General features: G+C 65.4%; 10 protein-coding genes and 2 pseudogenes. 3 read left to right on the top strand and 9 right to left on the bottom strand.

The window, feature by feature from the left end:
• Positions 1 to 224 precede the first annotated feature (224 nt).
• The gene (locus tag C3Y15_RS17650) at positions 225 to 875 is read left to right on the top strand and encodes a BON domain-containing protein (RefSeq protein ID WP_011880406.1); all 651 of its coding nucleotides are present in this window, start codon (positions 225 to 227) and stop codon (positions 873 to 875) included.
• 430 nt (positions 876 to 1,305) lie between these two features.
• Here the strand turns inward: C3Y15_RS17650 and C3Y15_RS17655 are convergent.
• Together C3Y15_RS17655 and C3Y15_RS17660 are read right to left on the bottom strand one after the other, a co-directional pair.
• Positions 1,306 to 1,845, bottom strand: a pseudogene (locus C3Y15_RS17655) (aldo/keto reductase); the annotation flags it as partial.
• Positions 1,846 to 2,582: 737 nt separating this feature from the next.
• Positions 2,583 to 3,221, bottom strand: coding sequence for a response regulator transcription factor (locus tag C3Y15_RS17660; RefSeq protein ID WP_011880404.1), 639 nt, complete (start codon positions 3,219 to 3,221; stop codon positions 2,583 to 2,585).
• 644 nt (positions 3,222 to 3,865) lie between these two features.
• On the opposite strand from C3Y15_RS17660, the pseudogene C3Y15_RS17665 reads away from it, so the two are divergent.
• A pseudogene (locus tag C3Y15_RS17665) lies at positions 3,866 to 4,153 on the top strand (integrase core domain-containing protein); the annotation flags it as partial.
• A 287-nt stretch (positions 4,154 to 4,440) separates the two neighbouring features.
• Here the strand turns inward: C3Y15_RS17665 and C3Y15_RS17670 are convergent.
• From C3Y15_RS17670 to C3Y15_RS17695, 6 genes are all read right to left on the bottom strand, one after another.
• The gene (locus tag C3Y15_RS17670) at positions 4,441 to 5,604 is read right to left on the bottom strand and encodes a GGDEF domain-containing protein (RefSeq protein ID WP_011880403.1); all 1,164 of its coding nucleotides are present in this window, start codon (positions 5,602 to 5,604) and stop codon (positions 4,441 to 4,443) included.
• A gap of 401 nt (positions 5,605 to 6,005) precedes the next feature.
• Positions 6,006 to 7,763, bottom strand: a complete 1,758-nt coding sequence (locus tag C3Y15_RS17675) for a SulP family inorganic anion transporter (RefSeq protein WP_011880402.1) — start codon at positions 7,761 to 7,763, stop codon at positions 6,006 to 6,008.
• Positions 7,764 to 7,964: 201 nt separating this feature from the next.
• The gene (locus C3Y15_RS17680) at positions 7,965 to 8,153 is read right to left on the bottom strand and encodes a hypothetical protein (protein ID WP_224019903.1); all 189 of its coding nucleotides are present in this window, start codon (positions 8,151 to 8,153) and stop codon (positions 7,965 to 7,967) included.
• A gap of 173 nt (positions 8,154 to 8,326) precedes the next feature.
• Positions 8,327 to 9,319, bottom strand: a complete 993-nt coding sequence (locus C3Y15_RS17685) for a TIGR00730 family Rossman fold protein (RefSeq protein ID WP_059461659.1) — start codon at positions 9,317 to 9,319, stop codon at positions 8,327 to 8,329.
• 70 nt (positions 9,320 to 9,389) lie between these two features.
• The gene (locus tag C3Y15_RS17690) at positions 9,390 to 9,725 is read right to left on the bottom strand and encodes a c-type cytochrome (protein ID WP_011880399.1); all 336 of its coding nucleotides are present in this window, start codon (positions 9,723 to 9,725) and stop codon (positions 9,390 to 9,392) included.
• A 19-nt stretch (positions 9,726 to 9,744) separates the two neighbouring features.
• The gene (locus tag C3Y15_RS17695) at positions 9,745 to 10,746 is read right to left on the bottom strand and encodes a nitroreductase family protein (protein WP_059461658.1); all 1,002 of its coding nucleotides are present in this window, start codon (positions 10,744 to 10,746) and stop codon (positions 9,745 to 9,747) included.
• Between the two features lie 176 nt (positions 10,747 to 10,922).
• Here C3Y15_RS17695 and C3Y15_RS17700 point away from each other — a divergent pair, with 176 nt between their 5' ends.
• On the top strand, positions 10,923 to 11,912 hold the full coding sequence (locus tag C3Y15_RS17700; protein WP_011880397.1) for a zinc-dependent alcohol dehydrogenase family protein: 990 nt from the start codon (positions 10,923 to 10,925) through the stop codon (positions 11,910 to 11,912).
• A 125-nt stretch (positions 11,913 to 12,037) separates the two neighbouring features.
• Here the strand turns inward: C3Y15_RS17700 and fnr are convergent, their stop codons facing one another.
• Positions 12,038 to 12,811, bottom strand: a complete 774-nt coding sequence (fnr, locus tag C3Y15_RS17705) for a fumarate/nitrate reduction transcriptional regulator Fnr (protein WP_011880396.1) — start codon at positions 12,809 to 12,811, stop codon at positions 12,038 to 12,040.
• Positions 12,812 to 12,814: the final 3 nt, after the last annotated feature.

Consider the following 12,814-nt stretch of genomic DNA (forward strand, 5'->3'; position numbering starts at 1 on the left):
TCTCCTTCAGGCGTGAGTGCGCGTGCCCGGAACGGCGCGCATTTTCGATTTCACGATACGGCGGCGGCGCCGCGGCGCGTTGACCTCCGTCAACCGACGCGCCGGCCCGGCGCACGAAGACGCGCGACGCATCCGTTGACCTGCGTCAGCGAGGCGCCGCCGCGCGTGTGCAAATCTGGCTAAGTGCGGCGAACAGGCGCGCCGCGGCTCACAGGAGAGCAACGATGAAAACCGACAAGCAGTTGAAGCAGGACGTCCAGGACGAACTAGAGTCAGACCCGTCGATCGATGCGACACGCGTCGGCGTCGAGGTGGCCGACCGGATCGTGACGCTTTCGGGGCATCCGCCGAGCTACGCGGAGAAGCTGGCAATCGAACGTGCAGCGAATCGCGTGGCCGGCGTGAAGGCGCTCGTCGTCGACATGACCGTGCACCTGCTAGACGACGACGTGCGCACTGACGAGGACATCGCGAAGGCGGTGCGGTCGGTGTTGCACTGGACGGTCGGGGTGCACGACGACGCAATCAAGGTGCAGGTCGAGCGCGGCTGGATCACGCTGTCGGGCACGGTCGACTGGGCCTACCAGAGCCATCTGGCCGTGCGTGCGATCTCGCAGATGCGCAGCGTGACGGGCGTGACCGACCACATCGTGGTGCTGGGCACGGTCGGCGCGGACGACATCGGCGGCAACATCAAGCGCGCGATCATGCGCCACGCCGAGCGTGAGGCGAAGCACATCTCGATCGACGTGCACGACGGCACCGTGCGGCTGTCCGGCAAGGTTGGCTCGTTTTCCGAGCGCAAAGCCGTGCGCGGCGCTGCGTGGTCGGCGCGCGGCGTGCGTGCGGTCGTCGACGATCTGGTGGTCGAGTAATGCGCGCACTGGTGAAAGGTAGCTCGCGGCGAGACGTTACGTCGGACGGATGATGCTTTCGTGCGTAGGCGGCATGTGAGCCGGTCGGTCGCGATGGACACCATCGCGACCGAAGCGGGCGGTTTCCGCTGCGGAATATCCATCATGATCGGATCGGATGGTGGCTCTTGAGAGCCAATGCTTGCGGAAGACACACTGAGCGCAACGAGTGCGGAGCGGCAATCGGCACGCTGCGCCGATTGTCACGTCGGATCATGTGTATATGGCCGGAGTAGACCAAACAGACAGTGCCAGATCGTCTGATTCATTTCGGCTAGGGGGCCGCCGATCGAGGTCGCAATCCAATTTAATGAGCCAAGGTATCTTCCACTCCGTGTCAATGGCTGGTTTCCGGTAAGCAGATTTCCTGTAGCACTGCTTCAACCCGGCCTCAGAGGTCAAGCCTTCTTTCGCTCATCCACTTGACGATCGCGGGGTCACGATGCGAGAAGAAGCTGCGCGCGCCCGTCTCCAGCGTCGCGACGGCTTTCATATCGTCATCAGACAGCTCGAAGTCGAAAACGGCCAGGGTCTCCAGCATGCGCTCCTTCCGCACAGACTTCGCAAGAGCGACGATGCTGCGTTGAACCAGCCAACGAAGTACGACTTGTCCCACGGTCTTGCCGTCACGCTCGGCAATCGACACCAGTCGCTCGTTCTGGAACAAGTTGTTCCGTGCTTCGGCGAAGGGTGCCCAAGCCTCCGGCTAGATGCCGAGCCCACGCATGAATTCGACGCTATCGGCCTGCTGGTGAAAAGGATTTACCTCGATCTGATTGACGGCCGGCGTGACCTCGTCGAACGCGGTGATGTCCATGAGTCAATCCAGCTGGAAGTTGCTCACGCCTATCGCCCGCAGTTTGCCAGCGCGATACGCTTCCTCCATAGCTCGCCATGCGCCGTAAACTTCCGAAAACGGCTGATGGATCATTGGGGTGACGGTTGCAGGTGATGCTGCGGGTTGCGTGCTCATGTGACCGTAAAAAGTTGCTTTGGCCGCCCGAGTTTAACAGTGGGCCGGACCGGGTCGCACGAAGTTCGCTCTCTGGCCAGTTTCCAGCAGTCAAGCTGGCGATTACCGGCCGAGACGCGACATTCGCCCGCAGCGTTGACCATACATTCGGACGTCGAACCCGCTCACAGTACCGGTGAATTGCCCATTACCCAACTTCAATCACTGAGCCGCCGTCGCCGCTACTACTACCGTTCGTGCTGGTCGTCCAGATTCAAACGTGAGTGGTTCCTCAACGAGCTGTGCGAGAGGGCGCGCAGGGAATCTTGTGCAAAGCCATACTCATGCGCGCCTTAACGCTGAAGCTTTTCGACCTCGGCAAGCAACTCGTCCGCTCGGGCTTTGAGCGGTTTCTGGTTATTCCGCTCGGCCCTCTCACGAATGTCCTTCAGTCTCGTGCTCCAGTACTTTGGATTGCAGACTACGGTTCCGGGTGGAAATTGGTCCCGCTTTCCTCCGAGGATTTGAAGAGCGTTTTGCACATGATCAAGTTCTTTTTCGAGACTGTTGTACCAGTACATATCTACCCCGAGTGCATTTTCTTCAATCGTGCAACGACGCTTGGTCGGCACACTTGATTTGACTAAAAAAGTTATTTCCGACTGCACTTTGGGAGTTCAGCGTCCGATGACTGCGCAGGTCGGAAGGCAGCATTGTCAGTCCGGTTCGATTATTTGTTGCTCAATTGCGTAACGGATCAGCGCGGCGTCATTTCGTAAGTCTAGCTTTGCGAGCAGGCGTGCCTTGTATGTACTGATGGTCTTGGAATTGAGGCCCAGATCCTTCGCAATATCGGATATTCCGTCACCGTATGCGAGACGTTTGAGCACTTCACCCTCTCGTTCGGTCAGGCGCGTGTGCAACGGCGCATCGGGAGGGATGTCTATCGTACGCACGATGCACTCTGCCACCTGCGCGCTCATGTACTTGTGCCCGGCTAGCACGGCGTGTATCGCCTGTACCAATTCGGCCGCGGTGCTGTCTTTCGTGACGAAGCCAGAGGCACCGGCGCAGAACACTGATTTTGCGCGAGTCGGTTCAGCCTTGCTGCATAGCGCGAGTATTCGCATCTTGGGGGCGCAGGCGACCAGTTGGCTGATCAGTTCAATGGATCTGTTGCCGAGGCTAGTGAGGTCCACAATCGCAACGTCGAACGATTCATTTTTTGCTGCCACAATCAATGCGTCGCCGTCAGACAATTCGCGCACAACCTGATACTCACCGGTCCTTTGAAGAATGTACCGAATCCCGTCACGCGTAATCGCATGGCGTTCTGCGAGAAGTACTTTCTTCATACTCAAGCCTCGTAGCGTTTTCTCATACGCTTGCCGCAACCGAGCACATCAATTTGCATGCGCAGGATTGTCGTCATACCGTAGCGGCACGCGGCATTTTTGGTCCCCGAGTACCTGAAGGGAAGCTCGTCAAGGAAGCTTACTCGCAGTGTTGTCAGGCGGTTTTGCATGACTGGCACTGTTGTGGTACGTGAAACCGCAAGTCAAGCATATCTCCTCGCAGAAGACGTGCCGATTTCCACTATAGTTTATCAGTTTGACAAATTGCAAACAGACCGCGTCGCTCGTATGGCGTGTTCAGAACGCACGGTCGTTCTCGTTCAGTGATCCAGAGCAACAGCCTTCGGCTTTGCGGTCTGCTGACTGGTCGGTTCGGGGCGAGGCTGTGTCAAAACGCGAAATTCGTCGGTTTTCGGGTGCCACTTTATCCCTCGCGAAGGCCCACGAGGCCGGTACCGAGCATTCTGATGGGTCGCCTTCTCTGTTGGCCGGCTCCGGCACACGTTTTACACAGCCTCGGTCGGTATCGGTCCCACCCCAGAGGGGGCGCGTAGGTCTCGGCGTAGCTCCGAGCGCGGTTCTGTACTAAGAGATGGTTTCAAAAAGAGCCTATGGGCTGTAATGGGGTGGCCAGCCCGATGGCGTTACGCTGCGACAACGGTCCAGAGTATTTGAGCGATGCGATGACGCAGTGGGCCACCAGACAGGGCATTGCATTGAACTACATCCAGCCTGGCAAGCCGCAGCAGAACGCCTACGTGGAGCGATTCAACCGGACAGTGCGCTATGAATGGCTGTCGCAGTACTACTGGGACGACCTCGCGCACGTGCAGCACTTCGCAACCGAGTGGATGTGGCAATACAATCACGGGCGCCCTAACATGGGCCTTGGCGGCGTGACGCCGAAACAGCGGCTCATGGCCGCGGCATAGTCTCTACTTCTGACTCGCGTTAAAAGCGGGGGGATTACCCCGCTACGCAGTTTTTTCGAACACGCGATGCAATTCGGTGTATCGGCAACGCAGCTGGAAACCAGCGTACTTGAAGCCCCGACCGAAAAGCGCGAAGTTCGCCGTTCGGCCAGTTGCCGCGGATCGCCGCCGGCGGCTGTCGGCCACAACCACTCATTGAACTGACGCGGCCAGATTCGCGCAAATCTGGCTCTTCAGTCCGCCGCAGCGATAATAACGGGGTGGATTGGTTTTGACGTGGCTGTGGTTCAATGCGTTTCGAGGTCGCGCTCGTCGACCTCGGACGCCGTCACGACTCGATTGCGCCCTGTTGCCTTTGCCATGTAAAGCGCCGCGTCCGCCCGCGCCAGGGCGCCCGCCAGCGTATCGCCGGGCGTGACGCATTCGACCCCCGCGCTGAACGTGCAGCGCACGCCTTCGTTTGGCGATCGTTCGACCGCAAGCCGCAGTTCGTTCGTCAACGCCGCTGCGTCGGCCATGCCTGCGTCCACGAACACGATCGCGAACTCCTCTCCACCCAGACGCCCGAAAAGGTCGCACGACCGCAGCCGTGCGGACACCACCGACGTGACATGTCTGAGGATTCGGTCGCCGACCGCATGGCCAAAGCCGTCGTTGACGGCCTTGAACTTGTCGATGTCCAGAATGGCGATCGACAACGGCTTGCCCTTTTCCGGCGCTTCGCGAAGCAGGACGCTCGCCCTCGCCATGAACGCACGCCGCATGAGTACGCCGGTCAGTTCGTCGATACTCGCGAACTGTTCCATTTTTCGGACGAGCCGATCGTGCGCGAGCATCACCATGCCGGTCGACATGCACGGCAACGTGACGATCGCAAGCCCAAGAAACAGGACATTCCAGGGCGACGGTTGCGGAAAGGCCATGTGCGGCATGCCGAAGGCGGCCGCGACGGCTCGCGTGACGTGGAACAACGCACCCAGATAAGCGGCGGCGGCGACGAAGCGATAGGGGTAGCGCGCTCCGTCACGCGGCGCGTGACGCAGCGCCAACGTACCCACGGCGATCCTTGCATAGGCGAGGAGGCTCGATGTGAGCGCGACCTTCGCGTCGATGTTCGGCGACACGCACGTGAAGTACACCAAAGCGACGCAGACGATGGCGAACGTCGCCGACTCTACATGCCACGCCGGATCCTTGCCGAAAAACTGACGCATCCCCTGCACGAGCAGCAGCACCGCCACAAGCGTGATGAGCGCAGCGCCGAGGGTCACGATCTGTCCAGGCTGAGCGCCTGCGATGAACACCCACGACGATGCAGCGGTAAGCAGCGCGTGAGCCACGCACCAGCGGCCTATGCCCGGCACCGCAGTCCGGAGCAGCGAACCAAGGACGGCGACGCTCATCAGGCAAGACAGGATCACGATACCTATCAGAGCGAGCGGGGTGAGCATGAGATCGGGGCAGGTGACAAGAGAAGGACGCAGCAGGATAAACGAGACGGCGCTCGACGAATGAAAGTCATACGAAAACGAATCGACTCGATGGCACCGCTGCGGCGGCGAGTGCGCATCGTATCGCATGTGCGGGTCTGAAAAGCATGTATGGATCATGCGCGGGCATTGCCATCGCTGGAGTCGCGTTCCCGGTCCGGGGCAGAATCAGGCATCGCGCGATCCGGTTTTTAGCAGCCTTCGAGTGATCGCTTGTGCTCGAGTCGAACGGCGGCGCCGGGTCGATCGCGGCCCGTGACGAAGTGACGACCAGGCAATCCCGGACCTGAGCTCCCGCTGACCGAGAGATCGAGTCTTCCCTTACGCAGATCATGTTCGACGCAGCCGACACCTCCAGCACCCTAACGCGCCTTCCGCGCCGCACGCTTGCGCATCGCGCGTTTCTTCTTGCACGCGCGCGCATGCCCCTCGGTTCGCTGAACGTGCCGGGCAACCGCATCGGTGACGGTCGGAAAGAAGCTCGCGGCGCCGAACACGTCGAACAGCCCGTAAGCGCGCAGCCGATCCTTCACCGGCCCCTTCATCTCCGCGAAATCGAGTTCGATGCGTTGCTCCGCCAGTTCGGCGTGCAGCGCGACGAGGCGGTCGGCGGCGCTCACGTCGATGTCGGTAACCGGCTCGGCGGCCACCACGATGCGCGTGACCGGGCTCGCCGAGCGCGTGATTGCGGCGTGCAGGTGTTCGCAGAAGATCTCGACGTTCGCGTAGAACAGCGGCGCATCCCAGCGGAACAGCACGAGCCCCGGCGTCTGCGCCGCGTCGGGATGCCGGCCGACATCGTGATAGCCGCGCACGCCGGTCAGCCGCCCGAGCACCGCATCGTACGGGTGCCACGCGCGCCACACGAACGACAGCAGCGACAGCCCGCTCGCGAGCAGAATGCCCGGCACGACGCCGATCGCGATCACGCCGGCAAAGCACAGCACCGAGATCAGACATTCGCCGCGGCGCATCCGGTACAGCCGCACGACGCTGCGGAAGTCGGCGATCCCGCATGCCGCGTAGATCACCACGGCGGCCAGCGCGGTGCGCGGCACGTACGCGAGCAGCGTCGGCGCGGCGAGCAGCAGGATCGCGATGCACGCCGCCGCGACGACGTTCGTCAGCTGGCTTTGCGCGCCTGCGGCGATCGCGACCGGCGTGCGCGACGCGCTGCTGCTGACCGCGCAGCCCTGCGTCACGCCGGTCAGCAGGTTGGCCGCGCCGAGCGCGATCAGCTCCTGGTTGCGGTCCGGCGTGTCGCCCGCGCGGGCGGACAGCGCGCGCGACAGCATGCTAATGTCAGCGAACGACACCAGCGCGACGGCGAACGCGCCGGACGCCAGTGCGCCGAGGTCCGCGAGCGACACGGCCGGAAGGCGCGGCGCGGGGATGCCGGCCGGCAACGCGCCGATCGTCGCGACGCCGGGCAGCGGCCACAGCCGCGTCGCGATCGTCGCGCCGATCACGGCGAGCAGCACGCCGGGCCAGCGCGGCAGCGCGCGCTTCATCAGGAAAATGGCCGCCAGCACGCCGGCGCCGAGCAGCCCCGCCGCGACGGAAAACCGGCCATCGACGAGCGCATGCGCGATGTGCTGCACGCCGGCGAACACGTCGCCGCCCGACGTTTGCATGCCGAGCAGCTCCGGCAATCGGCCGATCGCGAGCGCGATGGCGATGCCGTTCAGGTAGCCGTACTGGATCGGGCGCGACAGCAGATCGGTGACGAAGCCGAGCCCGAGCGCACCGAGCAGGATGCAGATCGTCCCGGCCGACAGCGCCAGCGCGCCGGCCAGCGCGATCGCGCGCTGCGGATCGTGAGCGGCGAGCGGCGTGATCGCGCTGGCGATCAGCGCGGCCAGCGCGGAATCGGGCCCCAGCACGAGGATGCGGCTCGGGCCGAACAACGCATACGCGAGCAGCGCGGCGATCGACGCGTAGAGCCCGGTGATGGCGGGCAGGCCGGCCGCCTGCGCGTAGCTCATGCCGACCGGCAGCAGCACGGCCGACAGCGCGAGGCCCGCGTACAGGTCGCGCGACAGCCACGCACGCTGGTAGTGGGTAAGCAGTGCGATGCCGGGGAGCATGCGCGCGACGCGCGCGGACCAAGGCCGGTTCATCGCGGGTTCGACGGGCAGGGATGGGCGTGCAATGGGATACGTGCTCCGACGGGCAGTCGCATCAGCGCGACGCGGCCCGCACCGCGCAGCGGAGCCGGCGCCAGCTTCCGCGCGCAGGTCGACGCGTGCGCGCACGCACGTGGCGCGCGGCGCCATCGCGCGGGTCGTGGAGGCCGCGGCGCGGCAGCGTGAAGCGCGGCATCACGTCGCCTCGAGCACCGACTGCCGCAGCGCCTGCGCGAAGCGCGCCAGCGTCGCGATCGAACCCGTCACGCTTTCGTAGCGCTCGCGCCCGATCTGTCCGTCGAGCGTCACGAGCATGCCGGCGTCGCGCGCGAGCGCGACGAGCGCGGCCGTGTCGAGTGCAGCCGCGCGCGTGTCGGCCTGCATCGCAGAATCGGAACGATAGTCGGCGTAAGACATGGCGTCTCTCCTGGTTGCCGTGCGAGCGGGGTGCCGGGCGGCCGGTATCCTTGAATTCAGTATCGGCGCCGCGCGTGCGCGATTCAATCAGCGCGCCCCGAAGTCGCGGTAGGAATCGTGCCCGGCGCGTCGGCCGATTCCTACACGGCCCGCGGCTTCGGCGCAGCCCTGCGCCGCACCGCGCGTGTCGGCCTGCGCTGCGCGTACCAGTTGCCGATCGCATGCCAGATCTCGGGCGCAGTCTCGCAGTAGGTGAACAGCTCGAGATCACGGCGATCGATCATGCCTTCGTCGGCGAGGAACGGCAGGTCGACCGCGCGACGCCAGTACGCCTCGCCGACGAGAATCACCGGCAGCGGCGCGATCTTGCGCGTCTGCAGCAGCGTGAGCACCTCGAACAGCTCGTCGAACGTGCCGTAGCCGCCCGGAAAGAACACCGCGGCCTTCGCACGCTCGAGCAGGTGCAGCTTGCGAATCGCGAAATAGTGGAAGCTGAAGCAGAGTGACGGCGTGATGTACGGATTCGGCCTCTGCTCGCGCGGCAGCTCGATATTGAAGCCTATGCTCGGCGCGCCGCGCTCGTACGCGCCGCGATTGGCGGCCTCCATGATACCGGGGCCGCCGCCGGTGACGATCGCGAGCCGTGCGCTGCGCGCGCACCGGTCCGCATGGGCGACGATGCGTCCGAATTCGCGGGCGACGCCGTAGTACGCGCTGTGTTCGACGAGCCGGCTGGCGGCCGTCACCGCGCGGCGCCGGACGGCGTCGTGCGGGCGTGCCGCGAGCAGCCGGTTCGCGTCGTCGAGCCGCGCGTTCGCGACCGACGGCGCGACGATGCGCGTGCTGCCGTAGATCACGACTGCATGGCCGATGCGCTCCATCTGCAGCCGCTCCTCGGCTTTCCAGTAGTCGAGCTGCAGCCGGATGCCGCGCATGCCGGCGCCTTGCAGCAGCGTCGCGTCATCTTCCACGGGCGTACGCGCCGCGCGCTTCGTGATGCGCCGGACCTGGCGCGCGATGCCGAGCCGATCGTCGTGGCCGACCAGCGCGCCGGGGCGCCGGCATGCGCGTTTGCGGCGCGCCTTCGCGGCAGGCCGGTCGCGCGGCGTGCGGCGCGCGGTCTTGCTCTGCACGGCAGCGGCGGACCCGCGTTTGAGCGGGGGTTTGACTACGGTCGACATGAGCGGAAAGGCAATGCGAAGGTCACTGGCTCAGCACCCATTGCACGAGCCGATGCGCGTCGTCCGCGGACAGCGGGCCGCCGCGATCGATCGCCGACGGCATGGGCGTGTCGCCCCAATGCGCGCGGCCGCCGACGCGCAGTTTGCGTTCGAGTTCGGCGGCGGCGTGCGGATCGTCGCGGTAGCGCTCGGCGATCGCGTGGAACGACGGCCCGAGGAACGCCATGTCGCCCGTGTGGCAGAACATGCAGTGCTGCGCTTCGACCAGCTCGGTCGGCTCGGGCACGGCCGTCTGCGCGGCGGCCAGGCCGGCCGTCGCGGCGAACGCGCACAACGCTGCGCTACGCAGGAGTTTCATCTGGTGGTCCTTGCAGGAATCAGGAGATCACTTCGTCGAGCGGGCGGCGCGGTGAACGCGGCGCCTGCGGGCCGCGCCCGACGCGCAGCAGCAATTGCGGCTCGCCGTGCAGCCCCAGCACGTGGCACAGGTGCGCGCGCAAAGCGGGCGTCTCGATCGGCTGGTTCAGGTACGACGCCGTGTAGCCGGCGCGCGTCGCGACCAGCAGGATCCGCTCGAGCGCCTGTCCTGCGGCGAGCCACGCGTCGCGGTCGTCGCGCGCGGTCGCGATGCAGACGATCAACGGCGACGCGTCGACGAGCTGGTGATGCAGCGCGGCGAGGCCGTTGCCGATATCGAAGGTCCGCACGGCCATCGTGACGACCGGCGCGGCGAAGTCGAGCAAGGTCGGTACGCCCGCGGCGAAGGCCGGCATCCCGTCGGTATGCCGGCGCGGATCGATCCAGCTCGCCAGCTCGCGGCGAAAGCGCGGATCGGCGAACTGCTGACGATCGGCTTCGGCGACCAGCTCGGCCACTCGGGCGCGATTCGCGAGCGCATCGATGCACGCGACCTCGGCGCCTTCCGCGACGCCGGCCGCGATCAGCGCTTGCTGCAGGTCGTCGGGCACTGCGCTCGCTTCGAACGGCGCACGCGTCGTCACGCGCTCGGGGATCGCCTCGAACAGCGCGCCGAGCGCGGCGTCCGAATAGCCGTCGTCGCACACGCGCACGAGCGCCAGCAGATCGGGATCGACTTCCGACGGAAACGTCGTGATCGTGTGCGCGAGGCCGGCGTGGTCGAGCGCGACGCGTAGATTGAGCAGCGCCGCGCCGCAACTGATGATCAGCTCGCGGTCGAACGGATCGACCACCGGCAACGCACGCATGCGATCGGCGCACACCAAGATCGTCGCGCCGTTGACGACGAAGCGCCACGGCTGCGAGTTGTGGCTCGACGGGGCCAGCACCGCATAGGCCAGCAGCGCCTTCAGCTGGTCTTCGGGATGGGCGCTCGCGGCAAGGGGGGGAACGGATATCATTCGGTCATCTCCAACGCGTCGCTCGGGCGGCGTCACGCCACTTCATCGTGTCAGGAACGGGCGGGTGCCCGTTGACCCACGTCAAGCGCGCGTCACCGCGCCGTGCAGACCGGCTGCGCTGCGATTAGCGTTGCAACACGAAGCGCGCGAAAGCGATTCGCGCGAAGGAGAAAAGCATGCTTGCGATGATGTTCGACGGCACGACGCCCACGCTGCGCGAGGCGCGCGTGCCGGACCCGGTGCCTGCAGCCGGCCAGTTGCTGATTGACGTCCATGCGTGCGGCGTATGCCGGACCGATCTGCATGTGGTCGACGGTGAACTCGCGCATCCGAAGCGGCCGCTGATTCCCGGGCACGAGATCGTCGGCACGGTGCGCGCGCTGGGCGCGGGCGTCACGGGCTTCGCCGTCGGCGATCGCGTGGGCGTGCCCTGGCTCGGCGCGACGTGCGGACACTGCGTGTATTGCGCGTCCGGCCGCGAAAACCTGTGCGACAGCCCCGGCTTCACCGGCTATACGATCGACGGCGGCTATGCGGAACGCACCGTGGCCGACCATCGGTATTGCGTGCATCTGCCGCGGCGCTATTCCGACCTCGAAGCCGCGCCGCTGCTGTGCGCGGGGCTGATCGGCTACCGCACGCTGCGCATGGCCGGCAACGCCCAGCGCATCGGCATCTACGGCTTCGGGGCGGCCGCTCATCTGGTCGCGCAGGTCGCGTTTTTCGAAGGACGCAAGGTGTTCGCGTTGACGCGCCCCGGCGATGCCGCGGCGCAGCAGCTCGCGCTGTCGCTCGGCGCGGTGTGGGCCGGCGGCAGTGACGAAATGCCGCCCGAGCCGCTCGATGCCGCGCTGATCTTCGCGCCGGTCGGCGCGCTGGTGCCGGCAGCACTGCGCGCGGTGGACAAGGGCGGGATCGTCGTGTGCGGCGGCATTCACATGAGCGACATCCCCAGCTTTCCGTACGCGTGGCTGTGGGGCGAGCGCCGGATCGCGTCGGTGGCGAACCTCACGCGTGTGGATGCGGTGGAATTCATGCGGCTCGCCGACGCGATGCCGCTGCGCGTCGAGGCCGTGCGCTATGCATTGACCGATGCGAACCGCGCGCTCGACGATCTGCGCGCCGGCCGCGTGTCGGGCGCGGCCGTGCTCGGGATGGGCGGGTAAGCGGTTGAGTGGCCGAATGGGCCGAGTGGGCCGATTGGTTGAACGGCGCCGCGCGCGCCGTTTCGGTCCGCTCCGAGTGGTTCGGCGCCGTTGGGATCCTCGTGGATCCGTTTGGCGCCGCGCGCTCAGATTTGCCCGAGGCCCGCCGAATCGACGATCCGGATCTGCTTGCCTTGCGCGGCGACGAGCCCCTTGTGCTGGAACTTCGACAGCATGCGGCTGACGGTCTCGAGCTTCATCCCGAGATATTCGCCGATCTCGTCACGCGTCATCCGCAGCACGAATTCGGCGGCCGAGTAGCCGCGCGCCTTGAAGCGGGCCGACAGGTTCAGCAGGAACGCGGCCACGCGCTGTTCGGCGCTCATCGTGCCGAGCAGCAGCATCTGCGACGATTCGCGCACGATTTCGCCGCTCATCATTTGGTACAGGTGGTGCTGCATCGGCCGGACTTCGCGGCACATCTGCTCGAGCTGGCCGAACGGGATGATGCAGACCGTGCTGTCTTCGAGCGCGATCGCGTCGCCGTTGTGCTGCCCCGCGTGTAGGCCGTCGAGCCCCAGCGATTCGCCGACGATCTGGAAGCCGGTGATCTGCTCGTCGCCGTCGCGATGCATGACGATCGTCTTGAACGAACCGGTTCTCACCGCATAGATGCTGTTGAACGCATCGCCGGCGCGGAACAGCGTCTCGCCGCGCTTGACGTTGCGCGTCGTGCAGATCATCGCGTCGATGCGCGCGAATTCTTCGGTCGACAGATCGGCCGGCATGCAGACGGTGCGCAATGCGCACGACGAGCAGCGGGACGTGGCGCGCTTCGGCTGGTCGGCAGGCTCGACGCGGTGCAGCGGGATGAACGGGCGGGACGGCAGGTTCGTCGCAACATTCGCAATGGTTTGCATGAT

Source organism: Burkholderia sp. B10, from assembly GCF_004368385.1.
GTDB classification, from domain to species: domain Bacteria; phylum Pseudomonadota; class Gammaproteobacteria; order Burkholderiales; family Burkholderiaceae; genus Burkholderia; species Burkholderia vietnamiensis.

Coding starts and splice junctions, on each gene's coding strand:
- C3Y15_RS17650 (WP_011880406.1), top strand. CDS start 225: ATGAAAACCGACAAGCAGTTGAAGCAGGACGTCCAGGACGAACTAGAG.
- C3Y15_RS17660 (WP_011880404.1), bottom strand. CDS start 3,221: ATGAAGAAAGTACTTCTCGCAGAACGCCATGCGATTACGCGTGACGGG.
- C3Y15_RS17670 (WP_011880403.1), bottom strand. CDS start 5,604: ATGCTCACCCCGCTCGCTCTGATAGGTATCGTGATCCTGTCTTGCCTG.
- C3Y15_RS17675 (WP_011880402.1), bottom strand. CDS start 7,763: ATGAACCGGCCTTGGTCCGCGCGCGTCGCGCGCATGCTCCCCGGCATC.
- C3Y15_RS17680 (WP_224019903.1), bottom strand. CDS start 8,153: ATGCAGGCCGACACGCGCGCGGCTGCACTCGACACGGCCGCGCTCGTC.
- C3Y15_RS17690 (WP_011880399.1), bottom strand. CDS start 9,725: ATGAAACTCCTGCGTAGCGCAGCGTTGTGCGCGTTCGCCGCGACGGCC.
- C3Y15_RS17695 (WP_059461658.1), bottom strand. CDS start 10,746: ATGATATCCGTTCCCCCCCTTGCCGCGAGCGCCCATCCCGAAGACCAG.
- C3Y15_RS17700 (WP_011880397.1), top strand. CDS start 10,923: ATGCTTGCGATGATGTTCGACGGCACGACGCCCACGCTGCGCGAGGCG.
- fnr (WP_011880396.1), bottom strand. CDS start 12,811: ATGCAAACCATTGCGAATGTTGCGACGAACCTGCCGTCCCGCCCGTTC.